The 23,890-nt window shown below is 69.9% G+C and carries 28 protein-coding genes; 15 read left to right on the top strand and 13 right to left on the bottom strand.

Translation table 11 applies throughout. From position 1 onward, the window contains the following. Positions 1-89: 89 nt before the first annotated feature. Together ACWF7A_RS35910 and ACWF7A_RS35905 are read left to right on the top strand one after the other, a co-directional pair. Positions 90-470: a nuclear transport factor 2 family protein gene (locus ACWF7A_RS35910; protein WP_452254955.1), complete on the top strand. Its 381-nt coding sequence runs from the start codon at positions 90-92 to the stop codon at positions 468-470. Further along, complete coding sequence (locus ACWF7A_RS35905) at positions 467-1,264, top strand: ergot alkaloid biosynthesis protein (protein ID WP_452254954.1); 798 nt, start codon at positions 467-469, stop codon at positions 1,262-1,264. The genes ACWF7A_RS35910 and ACWF7A_RS35905 overlap by 4 nt, the downstream gene beginning before the upstream one ends. Here the strand turns inward: ACWF7A_RS35905 and ACWF7A_RS35900 are convergent. The 5 genes from ACWF7A_RS35900 to ACWF7A_RS35880 form a co-directional block, all read right to left on the bottom strand. Further along, on the bottom strand, positions 1,242-1,559 hold the full coding sequence (locus ACWF7A_RS35900; RefSeq protein ID WP_452254953.1) for a pyridoxamine 5'-phosphate oxidase family protein: 318 nt from the start codon (positions 1,557-1,559) through the stop codon (positions 1,242-1,244). The genes ACWF7A_RS35905 and ACWF7A_RS35900 overlap by 23 nt on opposite strands. 62 nt (positions 1,560-1,621) lie before the next feature. Next, on the bottom strand, positions 1,622-3,124 hold the full coding sequence (locus ACWF7A_RS35895) for a beta-xylosidase (protein ID WP_452254952.1): 1,503 nt from the start codon (positions 3,122-3,124) through the stop codon (positions 1,622-1,624). 406 nt (positions 3,125-3,530) lie between these two features. Next, positions 3,531-4,319, bottom strand: a complete 789-nt coding sequence (locus tag ACWF7A_RS35890; RefSeq protein ID WP_452254951.1) for a phosphotransferase — start codon at positions 4,317-4,319, stop codon at positions 3,531-3,533. Continuing rightward, positions 4,319-4,963 carry a response regulator transcription factor gene (locus ACWF7A_RS35885; RefSeq protein ID WP_452254950.1) on the bottom strand — a complete coding sequence of 215 codons (645 nt, stop codon included), beginning with the start codon at positions 4,961-4,963 and terminating at the stop codon, positions 4,319-4,321. The genes ACWF7A_RS35890 and ACWF7A_RS35885 overlap by 1 nt, the downstream gene beginning before the upstream one ends. After that, positions 4,954-6,081 (bottom strand): sensor histidine kinase, encoded by a 1,128-nt coding sequence (locus ACWF7A_RS35880; protein ID WP_452254949.1) that lies wholly within the window; start codon positions 6,079-6,081, stop codon positions 4,954-4,956. The genes ACWF7A_RS35885 and ACWF7A_RS35880 overlap by 10 nt, the downstream gene beginning before the upstream one ends. A gap of 167 nt (positions 6,082-6,248) precedes the next feature. Here ACWF7A_RS35880 and ACWF7A_RS35875 point away from each other — a divergent pair, with 167 nt between their 5' ends. Next, positions 6,249-6,890 (top strand): DedA family protein, encoded by a 642-nt coding sequence (locus ACWF7A_RS35875; protein WP_452254948.1) that lies wholly within the window; start codon positions 6,249-6,251, stop codon positions 6,888-6,890. 721 nt (positions 6,891-7,611) lie between these two features. Here the strand turns inward: ACWF7A_RS35875 and katG are convergent. The 3 genes from katG to ACWF7A_RS35860 form a co-directional block, all read right to left on the bottom strand. Then, positions 7,612-9,843: a catalase/peroxidase HPI gene (gene katG, locus ACWF7A_RS35870; protein WP_452254947.1), complete on the bottom strand. Its 2,232-nt coding sequence runs from the start codon at positions 9,841-9,843 to the stop codon at positions 7,612-7,614. A gap of 18 nt (positions 9,844-9,861) precedes the next feature. Beyond that, complete coding sequence (locus tag ACWF7A_RS35865) at positions 9,862-10,296, bottom strand: Fur family transcriptional regulator (RefSeq protein ID WP_452254946.1); 435 nt, start codon at positions 10,294-10,296, stop codon at positions 9,862-9,864. Positions 10,297-10,363: 67 nt separating this feature from the next. Beyond that, positions 10,364-11,758 carry an aminotransferase-like domain-containing protein gene (locus tag ACWF7A_RS35860; RefSeq protein ID WP_452254945.1) on the bottom strand — a complete coding sequence of 465 codons (1,395 nt, stop codon included), beginning with the start codon at positions 11,756-11,758 and terminating at the stop codon, positions 10,364-10,366. A gap of 22 nt (positions 11,759-11,780) precedes the next feature. Between ACWF7A_RS35860 and ACWF7A_RS35855 the strand changes: the two genes are divergently transcribed. Genes ACWF7A_RS35855 through ACWF7A_RS35835 form a run of 5 tightly spaced genes read left to right on the top strand, consistent with a single transcriptional unit; the run spans position 11,781 to position 14,734 of the window. Then, positions 11,781-12,671: a DMT family transporter gene (locus ACWF7A_RS35855; protein ID WP_452254944.1), complete on the top strand. Its 891-nt coding sequence runs from the start codon at positions 11,781-11,783 to the stop codon at positions 12,669-12,671. Positions 12,672-12,710: 39 nt separating this feature from the next. Next, entirely contained in the window at positions 12,711-13,253 is a 543-nt protein-coding gene (locus tag ACWF7A_RS35850) for a DUF6939 family protein (RefSeq protein WP_452254943.1), read from the top strand. Positions 13,254-13,297: 44 nt separating this feature from the next. Next, positions 13,298-13,645, top strand: coding sequence for an MmcQ/YjbR family DNA-binding protein (locus ACWF7A_RS35845; RefSeq protein ID WP_452254942.1), 348 nt, complete (start codon positions 13,298-13,300; stop codon positions 13,643-13,645). Then, the gene (locus ACWF7A_RS35840; RefSeq protein ID WP_452254941.1) at positions 13,642-14,004 is read left to right on the top strand and encodes a VOC family protein; all 363 of its coding nucleotides are present in this window, start codon (positions 13,642-13,644) and stop codon (positions 14,002-14,004) included. The genes ACWF7A_RS35845 and ACWF7A_RS35840 overlap by 4 nt, the downstream gene beginning before the upstream one ends. A 34-nt stretch (positions 14,005-14,038) precedes the next feature. Beyond that, positions 14,039-14,734 carry an SDR family oxidoreductase gene (locus tag ACWF7A_RS35835; protein WP_452254940.1) on the top strand — a complete coding sequence of 232 codons (696 nt, stop codon included), beginning with the start codon at positions 14,039-14,041 and terminating at the stop codon, positions 14,732-14,734. On the opposite strand, the gene ACWF7A_RS35830 is transcribed toward ACWF7A_RS35835, so the two are convergent. Further along, positions 14,712-15,578 (bottom strand): tat pathway signal sequence, encoded by an 867-nt coding sequence (locus ACWF7A_RS35830; RefSeq protein WP_452254939.1) that lies wholly within the window; start codon positions 15,576-15,578, stop codon positions 14,712-14,714. The two genes, ACWF7A_RS35835 and ACWF7A_RS35830, sit on opposite strands and share 23 nt — an antisense overlap. 149 nt (positions 15,579-15,727) lie before the next feature. Here ACWF7A_RS35830 and ACWF7A_RS35825 point away from each other — a divergent pair, with 149 nt between their 5' ends. The 3 genes from ACWF7A_RS35825 to ACWF7A_RS35815 are packed head-to-tail and all read left to right on the top strand — an operon-like array spanning position 15,728 to position 17,312. Continuing rightward, complete coding sequence (locus tag ACWF7A_RS35825) at positions 15,728-16,150, top strand: hypothetical protein (protein ID WP_452254938.1); 423 nt, start codon at positions 15,728-15,730, stop codon at positions 16,148-16,150. Positions 16,151-16,203: 53 nt separating this feature from the next. Further along, complete coding sequence (locus ACWF7A_RS35820) at positions 16,204-16,371, top strand: helix-turn-helix transcriptional regulator (protein ID WP_452255044.1); 168 nt, start codon at positions 16,204-16,206, stop codon at positions 16,369-16,371. After that, a complete protein-coding gene (locus ACWF7A_RS35815; protein ID WP_452254937.1) occupies positions 16,368-17,312 on the top strand; it encodes an NAD(P)-dependent alcohol dehydrogenase in 945 nt (314 codons plus the stop codon). The genes ACWF7A_RS35820 and ACWF7A_RS35815 overlap by 4 nt, the downstream gene beginning before the upstream one ends. Here the strand turns inward: ACWF7A_RS35815 and ACWF7A_RS35810 are convergent. Then, a complete protein-coding gene (locus ACWF7A_RS35810) occupies positions 17,270-18,451 on the bottom strand; it encodes an amidohydrolase family protein (RefSeq protein WP_452254936.1) in 1,182 nt (393 codons plus the stop codon). The two genes, ACWF7A_RS35815 and ACWF7A_RS35810, sit on opposite strands and share 43 nt — an antisense overlap. A 38-nt stretch (positions 18,452-18,489) precedes the next feature. Further along, on the bottom strand, positions 18,490-19,125 hold the full coding sequence (gene ribA / locus ACWF7A_RS35805; protein ID WP_452254935.1) for a GTP cyclohydrolase II: 636 nt from the start codon (positions 19,123-19,125) through the stop codon (positions 18,490-18,492). A 92-nt stretch (positions 19,126-19,217) separates the two neighbouring features. On the opposite strand from ribA, the gene ACWF7A_RS35800 reads away from it, so the two are divergent. From ACWF7A_RS35800 to ACWF7A_RS35785, 4 genes are read left to right on the top strand one after another with little or no spacing between them, the layout of a single operon-like run. After that, a complete protein-coding gene (locus ACWF7A_RS35800) occupies positions 19,218-19,628 on the top strand; it encodes a 6-pyruvoyl trahydropterin synthase family protein (RefSeq protein WP_452255043.1) in 411 nt (136 codons plus the stop codon). Continuing rightward, positions 19,606-20,577 (top strand): glycosyltransferase family 4 protein, encoded by a 972-nt coding sequence (locus ACWF7A_RS35795; RefSeq protein WP_452254934.1) that lies wholly within the window; start codon positions 19,606-19,608, stop codon positions 20,575-20,577. The genes ACWF7A_RS35800 and ACWF7A_RS35795 overlap by 23 nt, the downstream gene beginning before the upstream one ends. After that, positions 20,574-21,353, top strand: coding sequence for a methyltransferase domain-containing protein (locus tag ACWF7A_RS35790; protein WP_452254933.1), 780 nt, complete (start codon positions 20,574-20,576; stop codon positions 21,351-21,353). Before ACWF7A_RS35795 ends, ACWF7A_RS35790 begins: the two co-directional genes overlap by 4 nt. Before the next feature lies 1 nt (position 21,354). After that, positions 21,355-22,314 (top strand): lysylphosphatidylglycerol synthase transmembrane domain-containing protein, encoded by a 960-nt coding sequence (locus ACWF7A_RS35785; protein WP_452254932.1) that lies wholly within the window; start codon positions 21,355-21,357, stop codon positions 22,312-22,314. Here ACWF7A_RS35785 and ACWF7A_RS35780 read toward each other — a convergent pair. Together ACWF7A_RS35780 and ACWF7A_RS35775 are read right to left on the bottom strand one after the other, a co-directional pair. Continuing rightward, a complete protein-coding gene (locus tag ACWF7A_RS35780; protein ID WP_452254931.1) occupies positions 22,231-22,920 on the bottom strand; it encodes a creatininase family protein in 690 nt (229 codons plus the stop codon). The two genes, ACWF7A_RS35785 and ACWF7A_RS35780, sit on opposite strands and share 84 nt — an antisense overlap. Continuing rightward, on the bottom strand, positions 22,907-23,884 hold the full coding sequence (locus ACWF7A_RS35775) for a zinc-dependent alcohol dehydrogenase (protein WP_452254930.1): 978 nt from the start codon (positions 23,882-23,884) through the stop codon (positions 22,907-22,909). The genes ACWF7A_RS35780 and ACWF7A_RS35775 overlap by 14 nt, the downstream gene beginning before the upstream one ends. Between the last annotated feature and the right edge of the window lie 6 nt (positions 23,885-23,890).

The raw sequence follows: 23,890 nt of genomic DNA, 5'->3' as shown, positions 1-23,890 counted from the left end.
CATCATAGGACTGGACGAGACGGTCCCGTCCCGCCTAACGTTGTGGACGGGACGGGACCGTCTCGTCCATTTCTTTCGGAAGGCTTTCCGTGGATCTCATCCCGAAGGCGCTGCGGCTGCTGCTCGACAAGGACATGATCGGTTTCGCGGGCCTGTGGGCCGAGGACGGCGTGATGGAGTTCCCGTTCGCACCTCCCGGCTGGCCCGCCAGGGTGGAAGGCCGGGCCGCCATCGAGGACTACCTGCGCGGCTACCCGGAGATGCTCGACATCCAGGGCTTCCCGAAGCAGGTCGTGCACCGGACGGCAGACCCGGACGTGCTGATCGCCGAGTTCGACGCCGAGGGTGTGGTCGTCGCGACCGGCAAGCCGTACCGGGCCTCGTACATCGCGGTGATCACGACCCGCGACGGCGAGATCGTGCACTACCGCGACTACTGGAACCCGCTGCTGGCACAGGAGATCGCGTGACCACGTTGATCATCGGCGGCACCGGCACGACCGGCAGCCGCCTCGCCTCGCTGCTGCCCGACGCCCGCGTCGGCACCAGGAAACCTCTGCGGGACAACCACGTCCGGTTCGACTGGGACGTACCCGCGACGTTTGAGACCGCGCTGGACGGGATAAGAAACGTCTACCTGATCCCCCCGATCGGGGTCGTCGACCCCGTTCCGGTGGTCGAGTCGCTGCTCGCTCGAGCGCGGCTCGTGCGGCGAGTGGTACTGCTGAGCTCGTCCGCGGTGCCGGAGAGCGCCACGGGGATGGGCGCTCTCCCCGCACTCGTGCGCGCGTTGCCGGAGTGGGCGGTGCTGCGGCCGTCGTGGTTCATGCAGAACTTCACCGGTGAGCACCAGCTCGCGGCCGGTGTGCGCGCGGGTGAGATCGTGACGGCCACCGGCGCCGGCCGGGTCGGGTTCGTCGACGCCGCCGACATCGCCGCGGTGGCCGCACGCGCCCTGACGGACCCGGTGCCGCACAACACCGATCACCTGATCACGGGCCCGGAGGCGTTGAGCTACGCCGATGCCGCCGCGATCATCACCGAGGTCACCGGAAAGCCCGTGCGGCACCGTTCGGTCGGCACCGCCGAGATGACCGAACGCTTCGCCGCCACGATGCCCCGTGAGTTCGCCGCTCTCCTGGCCGGGCTCGACGAGGACATCCGCGGTGGCGCGGAGGATCGGGTCACCACGACCGTTCAGGACGTGACGGGCAGGCCCGCGGGATCGTTCCGGGACTTCGTCAGGCGAACGTCCAGCGCGTAGCCCCGCCCGGTCCCGCCATCGCCACGGCGTGGGCCGCGTGCAACGAGATCCGGTAGACGTTCCAGGGTGCCGGACCTCCACTCGGCGCGGTGCAGGGCGCGGTGAACGCCGCGCCCTCGCGTTCGGCGGGCCGGCCCGACTGCCGGTACCGCGCGGCCAACCGGTCCAAAGTGGACTCTTCAGTGACCCGGTGCGCGTCGCCCTCCAGCACGAGGTCCATCCCGGTCGGCCGCACCGACACCGTGCAGGCCGGGTTCTCCGCGAGGTCGCGGGTCTCGATCGTCGTGTTCGTCATGCCCTCACGTCGAACGGGACACCGGTTTCGACGGACCGGCCCCACGGGGAGAACGTTTCCGGTCAGCGCCGGGCGAGGTCCGGCAGACGCTCGTACTTGGCCCACTGCGCTTCGGTGACCTGGGTGATGGTGGACGAGTTCAGCGTGGCGATCTCGGGGGACCCGACCACCCACAGCTTGCCTTCGAGCAGCAGCCCCACCTGGCCCGACGGGGTGGCCACGGCGGGCGCGCCGGCCGGGACGTTGAACGCGACCTTCAGCGCGTCGACGCCCTGCGGCCGGGCACCGAGCACGCCCTTGGCGAACTGCTCCGCCACCGAGCGGCGTTCGAAGCGCATCACGTTGCCGCCCAGGACGACGTCGAGCGTGCGTTCCGGGGAGGGCACCGCGAAGCCGTTGAGCGCCTTGGCCTCGTTCGCGGTGGTGCAGCCCTTGAGGCCGACCGCGTCGAGGCCGAAGTGGGAGATGTTCGTCGGACCGAACGGGCCCTCGACGGTGCCGCGCAGCACGTCGAGCGCCACCCGTCCGCACGGGTCCTTGGCGTCGATCGGCGCGTGGCCCTCCGGCGTGCGCAGCAGGCCGGGGCCTTCCTTCCAGGGACCGGGGATAACCAGGGGCTCGAACGGGTGGCGGGTGAAGTCCTTGTTCCAGAACGTGATGGTGGTGCCGTCGTCGGTCTCGTGGGCGATGGCGAACGAGGACACCGCCTCGATCCACATCCAGTCCGCGCTGAACGCCTCGACGACCGAGCGGGTGCGCGGCTGGTTGTTCGACGTCGCCGGCTTGAAGCCCTGCGGGCCGAGCGACTCGACACCCCTGGAGAACGTCGGGTCCTTCGCGCGGAGCACGTACTGGCCCGCGCCGTTCTGGTGCGAGGCGAGGCCGGTGGTGTCCGTGAACATCAGGTACACCCAGCCGTCGAGGTAGATCGCCGACTGCTGGCCCGCGCCGTAGATGTTCTCGCGGATGTTGTCCCCGGCCGGGCCGACGATCGACTGACCGCCGGCCTCCCGCGTCCACGTGATGCCGTCCTTGCTGGACGCGACGCCGACCGAGCTGCCGTTCGCGTGGTCGTCCCGCGACGCGCCCGTGTAATACATGTAATAGGTGTCGCCGATCTTGATCAGCGACGGGTCGCACGTGTGCATCGCGTCGAAGCTGCCGCCGCTGCCGGAGAACACCGGGACCGCCGTCGAGAACGGTCCGCCGACGGTCGGGCCGTCGCTGTAGAGGACGTCGTCCCCGCCGGGCGGCGCGGCGCTGAGCTGGCTGCACCACCACGCGCGCACACGGCCCTTGTCGAGCATCACGGCAGGCGCGTAGTTGTACGGCGCGTCCGCGGCGCCCGCGATGACCGTGCCACCGCTTTGGCGGCCGTTCTCGAGCGTGAGCCTGATCTTGTTCCTGGGCGGTGCCGCCTGCGCTGGCTTCTTCGTCGACGAGGGGTCCTGCAGCTCGAGCTCTGCTCCGACCGGGTCGCCGACCGCCGCGTTGGTGCACGCAGTGACCGCACTGAGCAGCGCGAGCGCAGCGAGTAACGCGAGACGTCGACTCCTCAGGGGCACTCACCCATCATAGTGATCAACTCCTCCGACCGGGTGAAGTCCGGAGCCTGGTTGCCCGCAGCAGTGCGAAACCGCTGACCAGGAGCACGAAACCCGCCGTCGAAGTCATCAACGGGGACGCACCCGTGCCGGCCGGTCGCCGGGGCGGAACGCGAGGGGCGGCACCAGGTCCTGCGGGGCCTGCACGACCGGCCGGACCAGGTTGAGGAGGCAGCGCTGAGCAGGGCGAATCAGTGTCAGCGTGGGGCCGCCGAACTCGTCCCCCGGCCCCGTAGGACCCGGCGAACGCCTCCGAGTTCGTGAGCGTGGCCTTGATGCCTGTGACGGTGAGCACACCGGTGGCCCGGGTGGTCTTCGCCGCGGTGAGGCCCAGCCCGACGCCGGCCAGCTTCGTGGCTGGGTGCCGTCAGCTGGCCGGTGGGTGTTCGCGGACCGCGCAGCGGCGGCGGAACCAGGCGAGGAACCTCGCCGGGTCGCTCCGGCCGCGGATCGCGGACACCGCGCCGGTCAGCGGGAACATCGCGGCGTGCGCGCGTGCCCGGTCGTAGAGGTGCGGCCTGACCCGCTTGACCAGGGGCCAGCCGTAGTTCGCGAACGCGGCCGCGTCGAGGGCCGGGTCGCCCGCGCAGGCGAAGTCCCAGTCGATGATCCCGGTGACTTTCCCGTTGAGCCAGCGCAGGTTCACCGGAGCCAGGTCGCCGTGCACGAAGCCCGTCACGCTCGGCAGGTCGGCGAACCTGCGCAGGACCTCCTCGGCCTGCCCGCGTTCGTCGGCGTCGAGCAGCGGGAACACCAGCTCGGTGATGGCCTCCACCGTGTGCCTGCCGCCCGCGTGGTGCAGCGGTTCGTCCAGCAGCGCAACGAGTTCGGCGCTCGGCTCGACCGCGGCGAGGGCGTCGAGCACCTCGCGGACCGCCTCGTCCGTCGCCGTGTCGGCCTGCTCTCCCGGTACGTACGAGAGGACGACGTGGGCCTGGCCGAGCGGGAGGTCCAGCCGGTCTTCGAGGACCTCCGGCACGGCGAACGGCAGGCCCAGCCGCGAGATGAGCCTCAGCGCGTTCGTGCGGCGCCTGGCCTCGGCCAGGTCACGGCGGGGAAACCGCGCCACCCACTGGTCCGGCAGCACGACGGCGTCGTTGAACGTGCCGTGCTCCAGCCTCGCGCCCGGCGTCCTGGCCAGCTCCTCGACGGCCATCAGCTGCCCAGGTAGCGGACGACGGCCATCACGCGGCGGCTCAGGCCGGACGAGCCGGAGAGGCCGAGCTTGTCGAAGATCGCGTTGATGTGCTTCTCCGCGGCGCTCTGCGAGATGTGCAGCTGCGCGGAGATGCGGGCGTTGGTGAGGCCTTGGGCCATCAGTTCGAGGACCTCCTTCTCCCTCGCGGTCAGCGTCTCGATCGGGTTCACGTGGGTCGTCCTGGTCAGCAGCCTGCGCACGACCTCGGGGTCGAACGCCGCGCCGCCCGCCGCGACCCTGTCGAGCGCCTCCAGGAACTCGTCGACCTGCGCCACCCGGTCCTTGAGCAGGTAGCCGACCTTGCCGCCGGTGCTCGTGATGAGCTCGGTGGCGTAGCGGTTCTCGATGTACTGCGAGAGCACGAGCACGGCGACCTCCGGCCACCGCTCGCGGATCTCGAGCGCGGCGCGCATGCCGTCGTCCTTGTGGTCGGGCGGCATCCGGACGTCGGTGACCACGATGTCCGGCAGATGTTCTTCGGTGACTTTCAGCAGCTCCGGTGCGGTGCCGACGGCGGCCACGACGTCGTGACCCTCCTCGGCGAGCAACCGGATGAGGCCCTCGCGCAGCAGCGTCGAGTCCTCGGCGAGGATCACGCGCACGGCACCCTCGCGTAGACCGTCGTGGGGCCGCCGGGCGGACTGGTGACGGCGAACTCGCCGTCCACCGCCTTGACCCGCCTCGCCAGCCCGGACAGGCCGGTGCCGGTGGGGTCCGCGCCGCCGACGCCGTCGTCGCGCACCACGACCGTGATGCCGCCCTCGTCGTCGGGCCCCACGCGGATCTCGACCATCGACGGGTCCGCGTGCTTGGCGGCGTTGGTGACCGCCTCGGACGTCACGAAGTAGATGACCGTCTCCAGTGCGGTGCCCGGCGACTCCGTCAACCCGTTGCTGATGGCGACGCGCACGCTCGCCCGTTCCGCCAGCACCTCGAGCGCCGTGTCCAGCCCCGAGTCGTCCAGCACGGCCGGGTAGACGCGCGTAGCGACCTCCCGCAGCTCGTCGATGGCCTCACCCGCGGTGGCCTGCGCCTGCTGCAACAACTCCTGCAACTGCTCCTCGCCCCTGGCCCGCTTGGCGCGCCCGATCAACATGCCGAGCGCCACGAGCCGTTGCTGGACGCCGTCGTGCAGGTCGCGCTCGATGCGCCGCCGTTCGTCGTCGATCGCCTCGATCACCTCGGCCCGCGTGCTGGTCAGTTCCGCGACCCGCTCGCGCAGCAACGCCTGCTGGCTCGTGCCGAGCATCGCGGTGGCGAGCCACCGGTCGAGCACCGTCACGCCCACGACACCGGCCGTCGTCACGAAGATGACCAGCAGCCCCGGAATCGCCACGATCCCGATCAGCCCGAGGGTGACGACGCCTTCCTCCTCGATGAACCCCCACTCGCCGTCGAACAGCCACGCCGTCACCATCGACAGCGCGACGACGTACCAGAACGCCAGCATCCAGATCACTCCGGCGCCGAGCGCGCCGACCAGCCACCGCACCGCGAGGTAGCGCCGACATCCCTTGCGCGTCAGCGGGTTCGTGTGCACGGCCTGATCGAACCGCTCGATCCTGCCCAGCTCGTACTCGGTCAGCTCGATCACGAACACGTCGGCCGCCGAGGCGACGAGCCCGGCCAGCCCCGTCACCGACCCGAGCGTGAGACCCACGAGCATCCGGAACCAGCCGAGCACCAGCGAACCCGCGCCGAGCCGCTCCACCTGATGCACGTTCGCCACCGTACTGACCCACCTCGTCCAGGGCATTGCGGTTTACCACAGTATCGCCCTGCGGTTTCCCCCACGATTCCCGACGGACAACCTCATGGTCCCGCCGTTTCCCCATTCCTAACGTGGACCCCGACCGATTCCACACGTTTCACCCGAGGGGAAATCCAATGCTGGCTGAATGGGCCGTGTCGCTGATGGAGTCACTGGGAGGCGTGGGCGCGGCCGTGGTCGTGGGCCTCGACAACCTGTTCCCGCCCATCCCGAGCGAACTGGTGCTGCCCCTGGCCGGCTTCTCCGCGAGCAAGGGCGTGTTCAGCCTGCCCGCGGCCCTGTTCTGGACCACGCTGGGCTCGGTGGCGGGAGCCGTCGTCGTCTACCTCGCGGGCATGCTGCTGGGCAGGGAAAGGACCCGGGCCCTCGTGGCCCGCATCCCGCTGGTCCGCGTGACGGACTTCGACAAAACCGAGGCCTGGTTCACCCGCCACGGCACCAAAGCGGTGTTCTTCGGGCGAATGGTGCCGTTGTTCCGCAGCTTCATCTCATTGCCGGCGGGCGTGGAACGCATGAACTTCCCGAAATTCCTCGTGCTCACCACCTTGGGCAGCCTTGTCTGGAACACGGTGTTCGTGAGCGCCGGATACCTGCTGGGCGAGAACTGGCACCGGGTGGAGTCCTACGCGGGCGTCTTCCAGAAGCTGGTGCTGGTCGCCGTCGCCGCGGCGGTGGTGCTGTTCGTGGTGACGCGCCTGCGGCAGCGGTCGAAGGGGGACCCGGAGGCGACGGCGGTGTTACCGCGCATCAAGCGCTGACGCTGCGGCGCAACACGATCCGCCCCGGCGTGCCCGGCGTGCCCGGCGTGGCGGTGCTGCCCCACGTCCGCTCTCGATGGTCTTCGCGGCTCCAGTTCGGGACAGGAGGGCTACGTTTCTCAGGCGATTGCCCTGCAGCGCAACATGATCCGTGCTCGGCGTGCTCGGCGTGCTCGGCGTGCTCGGCGTGCTCGGCGTGCCGGACGTGCCCGGCGTGCCGGACGTGCCCGGCGTGCCCGGCGTGGCGGTGCTGCCCCACGTCCGCCCTCGACGGTCCTCGCGGCTCCAGTTCGGGACAGGAGGGCTACGGTTCCCAGGCGATTGCCCTGCAGCGCAACATGATCCGACTGGATCGCACCACCACCGACAGATCCGCGACGTGCCCACGGTGCAGGCTACGACATCGGCGAACCCGCAGTCCGGCAGCCTCGGTGCGGTCCACGAACCGGCTTCCAGCGGCGGCTCGAGGCGTTCCGGGCTCGACCAGCGACGAGATTTCGGCCGTCACCTCCCCACGCGGTCCGTCCCTGAAATCCGCCGGCACCGACAGTCCGGCCTTCGAAGAACCCCTGCCGTACCAGGTGCAACGAGTCCGGAGTGGACGATGAAGGAGCGCGCAGCCATTGCCGGCCAACGAAACCGCAGCGTGCACATGCAGGTCCCCGCAAACGCCGGTACCCCAGGCCGGGGGAGTGGCCTGGGGTACCGGGGTGGGGCTGGATCAGACGTCGTAGCGGTCCGCGTTCATGACCTTGTTCCACGCCACGACGAAGTCCTGGACGAACTTCTCGGCCGCGTCGTCACTCGCGTAGACCTCGGCGATGGCGCGCAGCTCGGAGTTCGAGCCGAACACCAGGTCGTTGCGGGTGGCGGTCCAGCGGACGGCGCCGGTGGCGCGGTCGCGGCCCTCGAAGTTCTCCTCGTCCTCGGTGACCGACTTCCACTCCGTCTCCATGTCGAGCAGGTTGACGAAGAAGTCGTTGGTCAGCGTCTCCGGCTTGGCCGTGAGCACGCCCGCCGTCGAGCCGTTGTGGTTGGCGCCCAGCACGCGCAGGCCGCCGACCAGCACGGTCAGCTCCGGCGCCGAGACGCCGAGCAGGTTGGCCCTGTCGACGAGGAGGTACTCCGACGGCAGCGGGGTGGCCTTGCCGGTGTAGTTGCGGAAACCGTCGACGGTGGGCTCCAGGACGGCGAACGACTCGGCGTCGGTCTGCTCCTGGGTCGCGTCCACGCGGCCGGCGAGGAACGGCACCTCGACGTCGTGGCCCGCGGCCTTGGCGGCCTGCTCGATCGCCGCGGCACCGCCGAGGACGATCACGTCGGCCAGCGAGACCTTCTTGCCACCGGTCGCCGCGCTGTTGAACGCCTCCTGCACGCCTTCCAGCGTGCGCAGGACCTGGGCGAGCTGGTCGGGCTCGTTGACCTGCCAGCCGCGCTGCGGCTCGAGGCGGATGCGGGCACCGTTGGCGCCACCGCGCTTGTCGCTCTGGCGGAACGACGAGGCCGAGGCCCACGCGGTCTTGACCAGCTGCGAGATCGAGAGACCGGTCTCGAGGATCTTCGCCTTCAGCGCCTTGGCGTCGTCGGCGGAGATGACCTCGTGGTCGACGGCCGGCAGGCGGTCCTGCCAGATCAGCTCCTCCTGCGGCACCTGCGGGCCGAGGTAGCGCTGGATCGGGCCCATGTCGCGGTGGGTCAGCTTGAACCACGCGCGGGCGAACGCGTCCGCGAACGCCTCGTGGCTCTCGGCGAAGCGGCGCGAGATGGGCTCGTAGATCGGGTCGATGCGCAGCGCCAGGTCGGTCGTCAGCATCTGCGGCGTGCGGTTGAGCGTGCCGTCCTCGGGGTCGGGCACGGTGTTGGCGCCCGCGCCGTCCTTCGGCTTCCACTGGTGCGCGCCGGCGGGGGACTTGGTGAGCTCCCACTCGAACTCGAACAGGTTCTTGAAGAACAGGTTCGTCCACTTGGTGGGCTGCTGCGTCCAGGTCACCTCCAGGCCGGAGGTGATGGCGTCACGGCCCTTGCCGGTGCCGTGCGTGCTGATCCAGCCGAAGCCCTGCGCGTCGATCTTGGCGCCCTCGGGCTCCGCGCCGACCAGCTCCGGGTCACCCGCGCCGTGCGCCTTGCCGAAGGTGTGGCCACCGGCGATGAGCGCGACGGTCTCCTCGTCGTTCATGCCCATGCGGCCGAACGTCTCGCGGATGTCACGGGCGGCGGCCAGCGGGTCCGGGGTGCCGTTCGGGCCCTCGGGGTTGACGTAGATCAGGCCCATCTGGACGGCCGCGAGCGGCGACTCCAGGTCGCGCTCACCGCTGTAGCGGGCGTCGCCGCCGAGCCACGTGGTCTCCGGGCCCCAGTAGACGTCCTCGTCCGGCTCCCACACATCCGCGCGGCCACCGGCGAAGCCGAAGGTCTCGAAGCCCATGGTCTCCAGCGCGCGGTTGCCCGTGAAGATCATGAGGTCGGCCCAGGAGATCCTGCGGCCCCACTTCTTCTTGACCGGCCACAGCAGACGGCGGGCCTTGTCCAGGTTGCCGTTGTCCGGCCAGCTGTTGAGCGGGGCGAAGCGCTGCATGCCCGCGCCGGCGCCACCGCGGCCGTCGTGGGTGCGGTAGGTGCCCGCGCTGTGCCACGCCATGCGGATCATGAACGGGCCGTAGTGCCCGAAGTCCGCCGGCCACCAGTCCTTCGACTCGGTCAGCACGGCGTCGACGTCGCGCGCCAGCTCGTCGAGGTCGACGGTGAGGAACGCCTGGCCGTAGTCGAACTCACCACCGAACGGGTCCGCCTGGACGGGGTGCTTGCGGAGGATCCGGAGGTTGAGCTGGTTGGGCCACCAGTCACGGTTGCTGCCGCCCTCGCTGGGGTGGCTGATGCGGCCGTGCGCGACCGGGCAGCCGCCGGCCTCCTCCTCGTTCAGGTCGGCCAGCTTGGCGTCAGTGCTGTCGGACACGGGAATCCTTCCGGGTGTTCAGGAACTTTTCGCGGCGGTCGTGCACTCGGGGCAGGAGCCCCAGTAGATGACCTCGGCCTCGTCGATGACGAACCCGTGGTCGTCGGATGCGTCCAGGCATGGCGCGTGGCCGACTGCGCAGTCGACGTCGGCGATGGCGCCGCAGGACCTGCACACGACGTGGTGGTGGTTGTCCCCGACGCGGGCCTCGTACCGGGCGACCGAGCCCTGGGGCTCGATCCGCCTCAGCAGGCCGGCTCCGGTCAGTGCACGGAGCACGTCGTACACGGCCTGGTGGGAGACCGCGCCGAGGTTCTGACGCACGACACCGATGATCGAGTCCGTGTCGGCGTGCGGGTGGGCGTGCACTGCGGACAGCACTGCTATCCGCGGGGCCGTCACCCGAAGCGACGCTCCACGCAGCAGGCGCTCGAAGTCGGAAGCCGTGGGCACGAGGGCCACCCTGCCGTCTTTTCTGGAGTGAGTCAAGTTAACGAACCATGCAATTCACCCGAAGCGGTCACCGCCGGACGGCGAACACGGCGCCGGCCAGTCGCCGCACGCCCTCGGCGAGCACGTGCTCGGGTGCTCCGCCGTAGGTCAAACGAAGAAAACTGCCCGGCGGTTCAGCGGCGAACCACGGCCTGCCGGGGAACACCACGACGTCACGCGCCGCCGCGGCCGTCGTCAGCTCCAGGTCGTCCACGCCCTCGGGCAACGTCACCCACAGGTGCAGGCCGCCCGACGACCTCGCGATCTCGAACTCGGGCAGGTGCTCGCCGAGCGCGCGCGTCAGAGCGTCACGCCTGGACCTCAAGGACTGCTGGAGGGTGCGCAGGTGCCGGCGCCAGACCGGGGACGTCACGAAGTCGATCGCCGCCTCCTGCAACGGCCCCGCGACGTAGAGGTCCTGCCGGGAGCGGGTGTTCTTGAGCCGGGTGCCCGCCGGTCCGCGGGCTCCGATCGCGGCGACGCGCAGGCCGGGGGCGGCGACCTTGGTGAGCGAGCGGACGTAGACGACGTGGCCGTCGGTGTCCTGCGAGACCAGTGTCGGAGGTGCGGTGCCGTCGATGGTGAAGCCGCGCGCCCAGTCGTCCTCGACCAGGAACGCGCCCACGCTCCGGACGATCCGCATGACCTCGGTACGCCGCTCGTCGGACAGCACGGCGCCGTGCGGGTTCGCGTGCAGCGGCTGGCAGTAGAAGACCTTCGCGCCGGTGCGTTCGAAGGCGGCCTGGAGCAGGTCCGGGCGCACGCCGTCCTGGTCCGCCGGCACCGGCACGACCTTGAGCCCGGCGTCGCGCGCCGCCGCGATCGCGCCGAGATAGGTGGGTGACTCGACCAGTACGGCGTCACCGCGCTCACCGAGCCCGCGGAACACCGTCGCGAGCGCTTCCTGGGCGCCCGCGCACACCGTGATGTCGCCTGCCCTGAGCTCGCCGCCGGCCTCCTTCGCGAACCACGCGCGGAGCTCCTCCCTGCCCTCGACCGGGACGCGTCCCCACGAGGAGGGCCTGCGTGCGGCACGGCTGAGCGCGGCACCGAGCGCGTCGGTCGGCTGCAGTTCGGGGTCGAGGTACCCGCTGGTCAGCGGGATCGCCTCGGGTTTGGGCACCGCGACGAGGTTCGCCACCAGGTCCTCGCCGGGCCTGCCCTCGCCGAGCGCGACGGCCTGCCACGACAGGTCGTGGCTCGCCGCGGCCGTGCGCGGGGCGACGAAGCTGCCGCGACCGGGCCGCACCTCGACGAGCCCCTCGGCGGCCACGCGCTGGATCGCCTGCTGGACCGTCGCGGGGGAGGCCCGGTGCCGCGCCATGAGGTCGCGCACCGAGGGCATGCGGTCGCCGGCCCGGCCGGACCGTGCCGCCGATCTCAGGTGCTCGACAACGCGGGCGGCTGCGTTATCCTCATTCATGAGAGCCAAGAGTAACGTTATCGTGCCAGCGGGGGTAACACTCGGCGCGCTCGGTGTGCTGGGTTTCAGCTTCTCCCTGCCCGCGACCCGGCTTGCAGTGGCCGGACTCGACGCGTGGTTCGTCGCGTTCGGACGCGCGGCCGTCGCCGGCGCTCTGGCGATCGGCTACCTCGCGTTATCGCGTGCGCCTCGCCCGACGGTAACGCAGATCCGCCGCCTGCTCGTCGTCGCTCTCGGCATCGTGATCGGCTTCCCGCTCTTCACCTCGCTCGCGCTCACGACCCAGACCTCGGCCCACGGCGCCGTCGTGATCGCCGTGCTGCCCATGTCCACGGCGATCTGGGCGGTCGTGCGCGCGTCCGAACGCCCGCCCCTGAAGTTCTGGCTCGCCAGCGGCGCCGGCCTGCTCGCGGTGCTGGCGTTCGTGGCGACCGGTGGAGGCTTCTCCGGCTCGCTGAGCCTGGCCGACGGCTACCTGCTGGTCGCCGTCGTGCTGTGCGGCCTGGGCTACGCCGAGGGTGGCGCGCTCTCCCGTGAGCTGGGCGGAGCCAGGACGGTCTGCTGGGCGCTGGTCGTCTCGCTGCCGGTGACCATCCCGGTTTCCTTGTACACAGCCGACTTCTCGCGCGCCGACGGCGTCGTGTGGCTCAGTTTCGCCTACGTGGCACTGATCTCGATGTTCCTGGGCTTCTTCGCCTGGTACGCGGGCCTCGCCGCGGGCGGGGTGGCCAAGATCGGCCAGATCCAGCTTGCCCAGCCGGTCCTGACGCTGATGTGGTCGGCGCTCGTGCTGAGCGAACCGGTCGGCTGGCCGGCTCTCGCCACCGCGGCCGTCGTGCTCGTGTGCGTCGTGCTGACCCAACGAAGCCGTGTCGCGTCAACGGCAACCGCGACGGCCCAACCGGTGCGCTGAGCGCCGAAAATTGTCAGACCCTCCTGACATGCTCCGGCCATGCCGATCGAAGTCGCGAGCAAGCGTCGCAAGGTGAAGCGCCCGGACGCGGTGGTCATCGACGTGACCTCCCGCGGCCCCGACCCGTGGGTGCGCTTCAGCCCGTTCTTCCCGCACGGCCAGATCCCCGTGCCGCTGTCGCCGGGCGTCACGAGCGAGTCCGTCGAGGGCCTGTGGCAGGCCCTCAAAGTCTTCGAGAGCGCCGACGTCGACCCGTCGAAGCTCGCGGTCACGTCGATGAAGGGCCTGAAGCGCACGGTCCGCCGTCACGGGCCGGTGCGCGGCCACCGCGCGGGGCTGGCCGGAGAGCACCTGCTCGACTACCGCACGGCCAGGCAGGAGATCTACTTACCGGCGTACCGCTGGGTTCTCGAACACCGGCTGCGGCCCGAGGTCACACTGCTGCACGAGCTGGCCGAGTCCGCCGACGTCGTGCTGCTCGACTACACGACGAACGGTGACGTGGAGGACCTGAGCACGCCGCTGTCCCACGCCGCGCTCATCGTCGATCACCTGAGGAGGCTCACCGCGCCCGCGTCCTGAAAGCCGGATTTATACTTTCCGCTCTTCGGCTTTGGGGGTCGGCAGTGGCGACGACGAACAAGCAGCTCTTCGAGATCGTGGACGGGCTGGCCGAGGCGCAGCGGTCCTCCGGTCAGCAGTACGACACGCTCCGCGTGCGCGGCAAGGTGTTCGGCTACTACTGGCCGCGCACGCAGACGGTCGGGCTGAAGCAGACGCTGTCCGAGCAGCTGGCGCTGGTGGCCGAACGCCCAGACGTGTTCGAGGTGCAGTTCACGGCCGGGGGCTTCGGCTGGGTCGTGGTGTACCTCGAGGGCGTCGAGGCGGACGAGATGAAGGAGCTCGTGTTCGAGGCCTGGCGGTTGTCGGCGCCCGAGGAGCTCGTCGCCCAGGCCCCGGACCTCGCGCGATGACCAGGGTCAAGTTCGAGCTGCCGGCGGACGACCTCGTCCGCGCGACGGCGTTCTACCGCGACGTCTTCGGGTGGTCGGCGCAGCGGCTGCCGTTCGACTACGTGCTGGTCGACACGGACGGGGAGCCGGTCGACGTCGCGGACTCGGACGGCGGGATCTCGCCCAGGACCGAGTTCGTGCAGGGGCCCGTGCTGATCATCGAGGTGCCGGCGATCGACGCCGTGGCAGGCAAGGTCGTGGAGGCCGGGGGCGTGCTGCTCAACGCCAAGGAACGCGTGGGCGACTTCGGGTACTCGCAGTACGTCAAGGACAGCGAGGGCACCGTGCTGTGCCTGTGGGAGTCGATCCCGACGGCTTGACCTCCACCGCGATCGAGGGTGCAGCATCGCGCTCATGAACGTGGTGATCACCGGTGGCGGCAGGGGCTTCGGGCGCACGATCGCGCGGCGGTTCGCCGCGCAGGGCGCGACGGTCGTCGTGACCGCCCGCGATCTTGCTGCCGCCCAACGCACTCGCGACCTGCTGCCCGACGCGCACGCGTTCCGGTGCGACCTCACGGACCCGGCGTCGGTCCGGCGGTGTGCCGAGGAGGTCGGCGCCCTGCTCGGTCACGTCGACGTGCTGGTCAACAACGGCGCGGCGTTCCTCGCGGAGTCCCAGGTGGACGATGCCGCGATCGTGCGCACGATCCTGTCCGGCACGGCCGGGACGGTGCTGGCGACGGAGAGCTTCCTGCCGTTGCTGCGGCGGTCCGGACGCCCGGATGTCGTTACGCTCGTGTCGCTGGAAGCCGAGTCGCGCAGCGATCCCGCGCACATCGCGCACGCGGCGTTCCACGCGGCCAAGGCGGGCCAGGGGCGCTACACGGAGATCATGTCGCAACGGCTGCGGCCCGAGGGCATCCGCATGATCTCGTTGTACCCGCCGGACTTCGACAACGACGACGACGCGCCGCGTGACGGGATGCTCACCGCTCAGTCGGTGGCCGACTGCGTGCTGTTCGCCGTGAACCAGCCGCGTGACTGCTTCATCCGCTCGTTCCACTTCGAACCCGTGCCGGCCAGGGCTAGCGGAACAGCAGGCGCGTGATCTCCGTGTCGGTGGCGCGGCCCTCGTCGTACGCGCCCTCGCCCTTGAGGTTGTTCATGATCGCGAGCGTGTACCGCTCGTCCTGGCCGACGAACCCGACCGAGTTCATCACCCAGCCGCCGTCCTCCTCCGACCAGCCGTTCTTCGCGCCGGAGTCGGGACCCCACACGCCCCACTGCTGCACGGGCCCGACCTGGCGCATCTGACCGAGGATGTACTGGCGGTCGTCCGCGGGCACGGAGTCGAGGACGTAGTTCATCAGGCGGTCGAGGTCGTTCGCGGTGCACTTCTCGAAGCCCCAGTAGGGGAACGCCGACGTATATCCCTTTTGTGGCACCAAATCGGTCATTCCGTACTTGCCGAACGCCGCGTTGAACGTCGTGCCGCCGTACTTCTTCCACAGCGAGTCCGCCGCGTCGTCGTCGGACGTGTGCAGCATCGCGTTCATGAGGCTGCGGTCGTCGGCGCTCAGCTTGATCTTGCCCGCGCGGTGGCGTTCGAGGAGGTTCACGACCATCGCGAGCTTGATCGTCGACGCGGTCCACGTCATGTCGCCCGAGTGGTCGTTGCGCCAGATCGCCCCGGACTTGCGGTCCCGCAGCACGAAGCCCGTGGTCCCGGGCCTGGTCTCGGCGTAGTCCTGAGCGGCCTTGATCCGCTTCTGGAAGTCGCACTCGAACCCGCTGTCGGGCAGCGGGCAGACCTCGGGCGTCGCGACGAGAGGTGCCGCCGCGGGGGTGTGGGACGGGGCTTGCGTGTGCGCGGCGGCGGGAGGTTCCGCCGTCACCGCGTGGCCGCACGCCGTGAGGGCGAGCGCGCACGCAACAAGGATCGGACGGAGCATGCGCCGCACGCTAATGGCTCCGATCGGAGGTAGTCGACCGCCATACGGACGCGTTGATCACGAAAAGGTTAAGTCAAAGATGTTTGACACGGTGTCCGGTTCGCTTTACCTTGGTGATGTCAGGTTTCTTTGACATCAGGAGCGGGACCATGGCGTTCGAGGAGAAGCAGGCGTGGGCGTTGGCGGTCATCGCCGTGACTGGCTATGCCGTGTATGTCGTGCTTGTCCTGACTGGGATGGACGGCAGACCGCTGGTCGAGACTCCCTATGTCGGCGCGTTGCTGTGGACGATCCTGTTCGGGATCGTCGCGGGCATCGTGTCCGGCATCTGGTTCGGCATCCAGTCGCGCAACGACGGGCTGCAGGCCGACGAGCGGGACCGCGAGATCGGCCGGCTCGGTGACCACGTCGGGCAGTCGTTCGTCGTCATCGGCGGTGTCTCCGCGATGGGACTCGCGATGCTCGAGGCGCCCTACTTCTGGATCGCCAACGTGCTCTACCTGTGCTTCGTGCTGTCCGCGGTGCTCGGGTCGTTGGCGAAGATCGCGCTCTACCGGCGAGGAATGCTGTGAAGCCCACGAAAGTCACGAACTCCATCCGTGCGCTTCGGTTCGCGCACGGCGAGATGAAGCAGGCCGACCTCGCCACGGCCATCGGCGTGACGCGGCAGACCCTGATCGCCATCGAGCAGGGCAAGTACTCGCCCTCGCTGGAGGTGGCCTTCAAGATCGCGCGAGCGTTCGGGGTGTCGCTCGAAGAGGTGTTCCAGTACCCGGAGGAGGAAGAGCTGTGAAGGCTGTCGTACAACGAAGATACGGATCGGCGGTGCTCGGTGACCTCGATGTGCCTGTGCCTGGGGAGGGCGAGGTTCTGCTGGAGGTGCGGGCGGCGGGCGTCGACATGGGCGTCTGGCACATGCTCACCGGTAAGCCCTACCTGTTGCGGGTCCTCGGTTTCGGGTTCCGCGCACCGAAGTCGGTCGTGCCGGGACGGGATGTAGCCGGTGTGGTGAGGGAGATCGGGCCCGGCGCGACCGGGTTCGCGGTCGGCGACGAGGTGTTCGGCACGTGCGAGGGGTCGTTCGCCGAGTACGCGGTGGCCCCGGTGTCACGGCTGGCGCGCAAGCCGGGGAACACGTCGTTCACCGAGGCGGCCGCGGTGCCGATCTCCGGTGGCACGGCGCTGCAGGGACTGCGCGGAGTCCAGCCAGGGCAACGGGTTCTCGTGCTCGGGGCCGGCGGTGGCGTCGGTTCGTACGGGGTGCAGATCGCGAAAGCCCTTGGCGCGTACGTGACCGGGGTGTGCAGCACCCGCAAGGTCGACCTGGTGCGGTCGCTGGGCGCGGACGAGGTCTTCGACTACACGGTCGCGGACTTCACCGGCACCTACGACCTGATCCTGGACTGCGGTGGCGCCCGGCCGTTCTCCACGCTGCGCAGGGGGACCAACGAGCGCGGCAGGATCGTGCTGGTCGGCGCGGAGACCGGGGGATCGATCACGGGCGGGTTCCACAAGTCGATGGGCTCGTTCCTGCTGAACCCGTTCTCCTCCAAGAAGTTCGTTCCCCTGATGTCCTCGGAACGCGCAGACGTCTTCGACGAGCTGCGCGTGCTGGTCGAGTCGGGATCGGTGAAGGCCCCGGTGGACGAGGTCTTCCCGCTCTCGGAGGCGCTCGCCGCGGTGGACCACGTCTACACGCGGCGGTCCGTCGGCAAGACGGTCATCGCCGTCTGACCCGCGATCACCACCGTGGTCACGTGGTGCAACGCCGTGATGTCCCGCATGGGATCTCCTTGCACGGCGATGATGTCCGCATCCCAGCCGGGCTTCAGCACGCCCTTGCTCACGCCGCACGCCCGCGCCGCCTGACTGGTGACGCTCGCGAGCACCACGGCGTTCGGCAGGCCGGCCTCGACCATGTCGCCGAGGGCGTGGGCGGTGATCCCGTGCCCCTTGCCCGGGGCGATGCCGCCATCGGTGCCGGAGACGGCGCGTACGCCGTGGTCGTACATGCGGCCGACCGCGTTGATCTTCGCGGCGAGGCTCATCCCCATGCGGTCGAACGCCTCCTGGATGTGCGGAGGCGGGTCGGCCGTGGACCCGAGGGTGTGGCAGACGGCGATGTCGGCCTCCGCCAGGGCGTCCATCAGGTCGGCGGGGAGCACCATGGACCCGCCGGACAGGCACGTGCAGTGCTCGATGCCGTCGACACCGGCGGCCACCGCGTGCTGGACGGCCTTGAGGCTGTGGGCGTGGGCGGTCACCGGGAGGCCGGCCGAGTGGGCCTCCTCGACCACCACGCGCAGCTCGTGCTCGGTGAACTGGCAGTCGTCGACGATCGTGCCGGGGGTGGCGAACCCGCCGCTGGCCATGATCTTGACGATGTCGACGCCGCGCTCCGCCCGGTCGCGCACGGCCCGGCGCAGGTCCTCGTCGCCCGCCGCCTCACCGCCCATCGACCAGCAGTGGCCGCGCGGGCTCGTGATCGGCGGCCCGGAGGCGAGGACGCGCTGCCGGTGCCGGTCGCGCTGGTCCGTCACGGCCCACGAGTGGTCACCGAGGTCGCGCACGGTGGTGACGCCTGCCCTGAGGTGCAGGCCGAGGCTGTCCTCGATCACCGAGTCGAGGTGTTCGGGGGTGAACGACGGCACTCGGTCGAGCGCGTTCGGGCCGCCGTCCGCGCACAGGTGGACGTGGGTGTCGATCAGTCCGGGTAGGACGGTGGCGGTGCCGAGGTCGAGGACCTCGGCACCGGCGACGTCGGGACTGCCCTGCTCGACGGCCTTGATCTTCCCGTGCTCGACGAGCACCGTGACGGGGCCCGCGATGGACCTCTCACCGTCGAACGCACGCCCTGCCCGCAGCGCCAGCATCGAGACAGTGTGAGCCCCACATACTGGGAAAGCAATGGTCAGCGTGCGTGCGGAAGGGTGGTGAACTCCTCCACCTGGGGCAGGTCGTGACCGAGCCGGTCGCGCTTCGCCGTCAGGTACGCGATGTTGTGCGCGTTGGGGGTCATCAGCGACGGCACGCGCGCCGTCACCGAGATCCCGTTGGACTCCAGCGCCGCGATCTTGTCCGGGTTGTTGGACATCAGCCGCACCGACTGCACGCGCAGGTGCTTGAGCACGCGGGCCGCGGGGGTGTAGTCGCGCACGTCGACGGGCAGGCCGAGCGACGTGGCCGAGTCCAACGTGTCCAGTCCCTCGTCCTGCAGCACGTGCGTGCGGATCTTCGACACCAGACCGATTCCGCGGCCTTCGTGTCCCCGCAGGTACACGAGGATGCCGCTGCCTTCACGCACGATGGTGTTCAACGCGGCGTCGAGCTGTTCGCCGCACTCGCAGCGCATGGCCGCGAAGATGTCGCCGGTCATGCACTCGGAGTGGATGCGCACCAGAACGTTCTCGCGCAGCTTCGTCTTCCCGTAGACGAGGGCCATGTGCTCGTGACCGTCCGCGCGGAACGCGACAGCGCGGAAGGTGCCACGGCGTGTCACCAGGTCTGACTCTGCAACGTCTTCCTCGTTGAAGGCCTGTTCGAACATCTCCGGTCCCCTTGTCGCCAGGCGCCTTCCGAACGTGCAGCTACGCTCGGATGGAGGTCGCACCGTAACCCGACCGCACAGCGGAGGTCATCCTGTTCAGCATCACCGTCCGCGATCACGTGATGATCGCCCACAGTTTCCGCGGCGAGGTCTTCGGTCCAGCGCAACGTCTGCATGGAGCAACGTTCCTGGTGGACGCAACGTTCAAACGCACTGAACTCGATTCGGACAACATCGTCGTCGACATCGGACTCGCGACCCAGGAGCTGAACAAGGTCCTGGCCGCCTTCAACTATCGCAACCTGGACGAAGAACCGCAGTTCGCGGGCATCAACACGTCCACGGAGTGGCTCGCGAAGCACATCGCGGACCAGCTCGCGGACAAGATCTCCGAGGGTGCTCTGGGTGAGGGCGCTCACGGCATCGATGCGATCGCCGTCACACTCCACGAGTCGCATGTGGCGTGGGCCGGCTACGAACGTGCACTTCGTCCTTCCGGCTGACGTCGGGGATCCGGGCAGTCCCAGCGGCGGCAACGTCTACGACCTGCGCGTGAGCGCGGGCCTGAACCGCTTGACCGTCGCTGGTGACTGGCCGCGCCCGCGCGACGTCACCGCGTTGGAGCAAACGCTTGCGTCCATCCCGGACGGTGCCGTCGTGCTCCTCGACGGCCTGGTGAGTTGCGGGCTACCCGAAATCGTCGTGCCTCACACACGACGTCTGAAGATCGCCGTGCTCGTCCACCTGCCGCTGGCCGACGAGACCGGCCTCGACCCGGCCGTGGCCGCGTTCCTGAACGAGAAGGAAGGCCAGGTCCTGCGGGCCGCGAGCGCGGTCGTCGCGACCAGTCCCACCGCCGCCCGCGACATCAGGGCGAGGCACGGGCTCGGCCACGTCCACGTCGTCGTCCCCGGCACCGATCCGGCGCCGCTCGCCGCGGGCACGGACGGCGTCCACCACCTGCTCTGCGTCGCGTCCATCACACCCCGCAAGGGCCACGACCTGCTGGTCAGGGCGTTGCGGAGGATCGAACGCGATTGGCGGCTGACGTGTGTGGGCCCGCACCGGCCGTTCCTGCGCGAGCTCCCGCGAGACGACCGGGTGAGCTTCCCCGGCCCACTCGCCGGCGAGGCTCTGACCAGCGCGTATGCCAGTGCGGACCTCTTCGTGCTGGCCTCCCGCGCCGAGACCTACGGCATGGTCGTCACCGAGGCCCTCGCACACGGTCTGCCGGTCATCGCGAGCGCCGTTCCGGACGCCCTGGGCGACGGCGGCCTGCTCATTCCAGTCGGGGACGAAAATGCATTCGTAGCTGCGCTAACGCACTGGTTCGAAGATCAAGATTTCCGGGCGGAACTGCGTTCCAGGGCGCTCGTCCGGAGGGGTCATCTGTCCACTTGGGACGAATCCACAGAGGACCTGCGGAGGGTGCTGGCTACGCTCCGGCCATGACCTTCGCCCCGGAATGGCTGGCACTGCGGGAAAACGCCGACGCACAGGCACGCTCGACCGAGCTCGCCGACGTGGTCCGCGAAACTCTGGTGAACCGAAACCCCCTGACGATCCGTGACCTCGGTTGTGGAACGGGATCGATGGGACGATGGCTCGCCGGCAGGCTCGGCGGCGTGCAGCACTGGGTGCTGCACGACCGCGACCCCCGGCTGCTCGGGCTGGCTGAGGCGAGCATGAACGCGCTGCCGGACGTCACCGCCGAGACGCGTGAGGGCGACCTCACGTCCCTGAAAGCCGCCGACATCGCGGGCGCCGACCTCGTCACGTGCTCCGCGTTGCTCGACCTGCTCACGGCCGGAGAGATGAACGAACTGGCCATGGCCTGCGTAGAAGCACATGTGCCCGCACTGTTCACGCTCTCGGTGGCGGGCCGGATCGACATCGATCCGGCCGAGCCGCTCGACGCCGCCTTCCAGGACGCGTTCAACGCCCACCAGCGCCGCGTCGTGGACGGGCGCCGTCTCCTCGGACCGGACGCTCCGGCCGCCGCCGAAGAGGCGTTCGCGGCGGCGGGCGCTTCGGTTCGGACGGCCCAGAGCGCCTGGCGCATGAATGGCGACGCCCTGCAGCGGGAATGGCTGAAGGGCTGGGTCGACGCCGCGGTGGAGCAGGAACCCGCATTGATGTCGGAGGTCTCCGAGTACCTGCGCCGCAGGTCAGAGGCCTCTGTCGTGGTCCACCACGTCGACCTGCTGGCACTACCGGGAGCTGTGTGAGATGAAGAAGTTCTGGCCGTGGCTCCGCCTGTTGCTGGCGTTGGGCATCCTCGTGGCTCTGGGCCTGCGTCTGGGCACGGGGGCGTTCGTCGACGGACTGCGCGCCATCGACGCGTTCTCCGTCGCCGCCGCACTGGCGATCGGGCTCGTGACGACGGTGCTCAGCGCGGGCCGCTGGGTGATCATCGCGCGCCGCCTCGGCCTGCCGCTGACCCTGCGGACCGCGGTCAGCGACTACTACCGCGCCCAGCTCGTCAACGCCGTGCTGCCCGCGGGCGTGCTCGGTGACGTGCACCGCGCGGTCAACCACGGCCGCGAGTCCGGCGACGTCGGACGGGGCGTGCGCGCCGTGTTCTTCGAGCGCATGGCCGGCCAGGTCGTGCTCATCGGGATCGGGCTCGCGGTGCTGCTCACGCATCCCGCGCCCGGCCTCGACCTCGCGCCGAACGGTGTCACCGTCGCGGTGGTGCTCGGCGGTCTGGCCGTCCTGACCGCGGTCGGCTGGAACATCAGGCCGGTGCGCAGGGCGCTGGTCAACACCCTCGCCGACGGCATCAGGCTGCTGTCGTTCAAGACCTGGCCCGCCGTCATCGGGCTCTCGGCCGCCACGGTCGCCGGGTACGTCGCGCTGTTCCTGGTGGCCGCCCGCGCCGCCGGGTCGGACGCCACGGTCACCCAGCTCGCGCCGGTCGTCGTGCTGGCGCTGCTGATCATGGCGATCCCGGTCAACATCGGCGGGTTCGGCCCGCGCGAGGCGTTCCTCGCGGTGGCGTTCGGCGCCGCCGGTCTGGGCGCCGCGCAGGGCTTCACCACCGGCATCGTCTACGGCGTGCTGGCGCTCATCGCGGCTCTGCCCGGCGCGGTCGTGCTGTTCCTGTCACGCCGGAAGACCGAAAAGCTCCAGGTAGTGGCCGAAGGACTCGGTCAGCCCCGCGAGCAGGAGCTGGCCCTTGCCCGCTGACGCGAGCGAGGGACGCCCGATGACGCCGGACTCCGTGTACGGCGCCAGACCCAGGGTGAGCATGTGCCGCCTGTCCTCCGCCAGGTGGTCAGCGGTCTCGTAGCCGGGACGGATCAGATCGGGGTGGGCGTGCAGCAGGATCGAGGTCTCCAGCTCACCCGCGTGCATGTCGCTGTACGCCGAGGTCTCGATGCCGGCCTTCTCCCGCGCGAACGCCCAGTCGTCGCGGCCGGGGAACAGCACCAGCCCCTCGCCCTCCTGCACGACGTTCGACAGCACGTAGTTGCCGCCGTGGCCGTTGACCAGCACGACGTGCGTGACACCGTTGCGCCGCAAGGACTCCGCGATGTCGTTGACCACTGAGACCAGCGTGCTCGCGGAGATGCTGACGGTGCCCGGCCAGTCGGCGTGCTCCTGCGAGCACGAGAACTGGATCGGCGGCAGCAACCGCACCGGGTACCGCGCCGCGATCTCCGACGCGATGGTCCACGCGATCACCGAGTCCGTGGCCAGCGGCAGGTGCGGACCGTGCTGCTCGGTGCTGCCGACCGGGAGCACCGCCACGCTCTTACCCCGGACGTCGACCGTGGTGTCACTGGGAAACATGGGCCTGACCGTAGTCAATCCGGTGGCACAGCGCCGGAATCTCGCCGTCCGCGAGCCTCGGCATCACGTCGGGGAGCTCCTCGAACGCGCTGTGGCCCGTGATCAGCGCGTCGAACCTGTCGTCGGCCAGCAGGTCGAGCGCGACGGCCATGCGTTCGGCGTAGGTGCGGTCCGGACGGCCGACCACACCGACCTGGCTGCTGCGGATCGTGAGCCGCTTCGAGTGGAAGAACTCGCCCAGCGGCACGGAGATCTTCCTGTCGCCGTACCAGCTCAGCTCGATCACGCGGCCCTCCGGCGCGAGCAGGTTCAGCGCCGTGGTGAGGCCAGGTTCGGTCGCACTCGCGTGGAAGACCAGGTCGCAGCCGTCGAGGGCGTTGCCCGGCAGGGCGAAGCCGACACCGAGCTCGCGGGCGGTCTCCTCACGGGCGGGATCGGCGTCCACGAGCTCGACGCGCGCACCGGGGAACGTGGCCAGCACCGCCGCGATGCTCGACCCGACCATGCCCCCGCCGACCACCGCGATCCGGTCGCCGATCAACGGGCGCGCGTCCCACACGGCGTTGACCGCGGTCTCGACGGTGCCCGCCAGCACGGCCCTCGCCGCCGGAACCGCCTCCGGCACGAGCGTCACCGAGGTTTCCGGGACGACGTACCGAGTCTGATGTGGATAGAGGCAGAACACCGTGCGCCCGCGCAGGTCTCCGGTCTCCACGACACCCACGTTGAGATAGCCGTACTTCACCGGCCACGGGAAGTCGCCCTCCTGGAACGGCGCGCGCATCACCGCGTGCTGGTTCTCCGGCACGCCACCGCGGAACACGAGGGTCTCCGTGCCTCGGCTCACCCCCGAGTGCAGCGTGCGCACCTCGACCTCACCCGGACCGGGCTCGGCCAGTGTGACCTGCCGAACCTCCCCGTTTCCGGATTCATTGAGCCAAAAGGCACTCGCCGTACGTGTCACTCACAA

Source organism: Lentzea sp. NPDC055074 (assembly GCF_053608005.1).
This window is presented reverse-complemented; position numbering and strand designations above follow the sequence as displayed.

Coding starts and splice junctions, on each gene's coding strand:
- ACWF7A_RS35900 (WP_452254953.1), bottom strand. CDS start 1,559: ATGACGAACACGACGATCGAGACCCGCGACCTCGCGGAGAACCCGGCC.
- ACWF7A_RS35890 (WP_452254951.1), bottom strand. CDS start 4,319: ATGGCCGTCGAGGAGCTGGCCAGGACGCCGGGCGCGAGGCTGGAGCAC.
- ACWF7A_RS35875 (WP_452254948.1), top strand. CDS start 6,249: ATGCTGGCTGAATGGGCCGTGTCGCTGATGGAGTCACTGGGAGGCGTG.
- ACWF7A_RS35860 (WP_452254945.1), bottom strand. CDS start 11,758: ATGAATGAGGATAACGCAGCCGCCCGCGTTGTCGAGCACCTGAGATCG.
- ACWF7A_RS35850 (WP_452254943.1), top strand. CDS start 12,711: ATGCCGATCGAAGTCGCGAGCAAGCGTCGCAAGGTGAAGCGCCCGGAC.
- ACWF7A_RS35840 (WP_452254941.1), top strand. CDS start 13,642: ATGACCAGGGTCAAGTTCGAGCTGCCGGCGGACGACCTCGTCCGCGCG.
- ACWF7A_RS35835 (WP_452254940.1), top strand. CDS start 14,039: ATGAACGTGGTGATCACCGGTGGCGGCAGGGGCTTCGGGCGCACGATC.
- ACWF7A_RS35830 (WP_452254939.1), bottom strand. CDS start 15,578: ATGCTCCGTCCGATCCTTGTTGCGTGCGCGCTCGCCCTCACGGCGTGC.
- ACWF7A_RS35825 (WP_452254938.1), top strand. CDS start 15,728: ATGGCGTTCGAGGAGAAGCAGGCGTGGGCGTTGGCGGTCATCGCCGTG.
- ACWF7A_RS35820 (WP_452255044.1), top strand. CDS start 16,204: ATGAAGCAGGCCGACCTCGCCACGGCCATCGGCGTGACGCGGCAGACC.
- ACWF7A_RS35810 (WP_452254936.1), bottom strand. CDS start 18,451: ATGCTGGCGCTGCGGGCAGGGCGTGCGTTCGACGGTGAGAGGTCCATC.
- ribA (WP_452254935.1), bottom strand. CDS start 19,125: ATGTTCGAACAGGCCTTCAACGAGGAAGACGTTGCAGAGTCAGACCTG.
- ACWF7A_RS35790 (WP_452254933.1), top strand. CDS start 20,574: ATGACCTTCGCCCCGGAATGGCTGGCACTGCGGGAAAACGCCGACGCA.
- ACWF7A_RS35785 (WP_452254932.1), top strand. CDS start 21,355: ATGAAGAAGTTCTGGCCGTGGCTCCGCCTGTTGCTGGCGTTGGGCATC.
- ACWF7A_RS35780 (WP_452254931.1), bottom strand. CDS start 22,920: ATGTTTCCCAGTGACACCACGGTCGACGTCCGGGGTAAGAGCGTGGCG.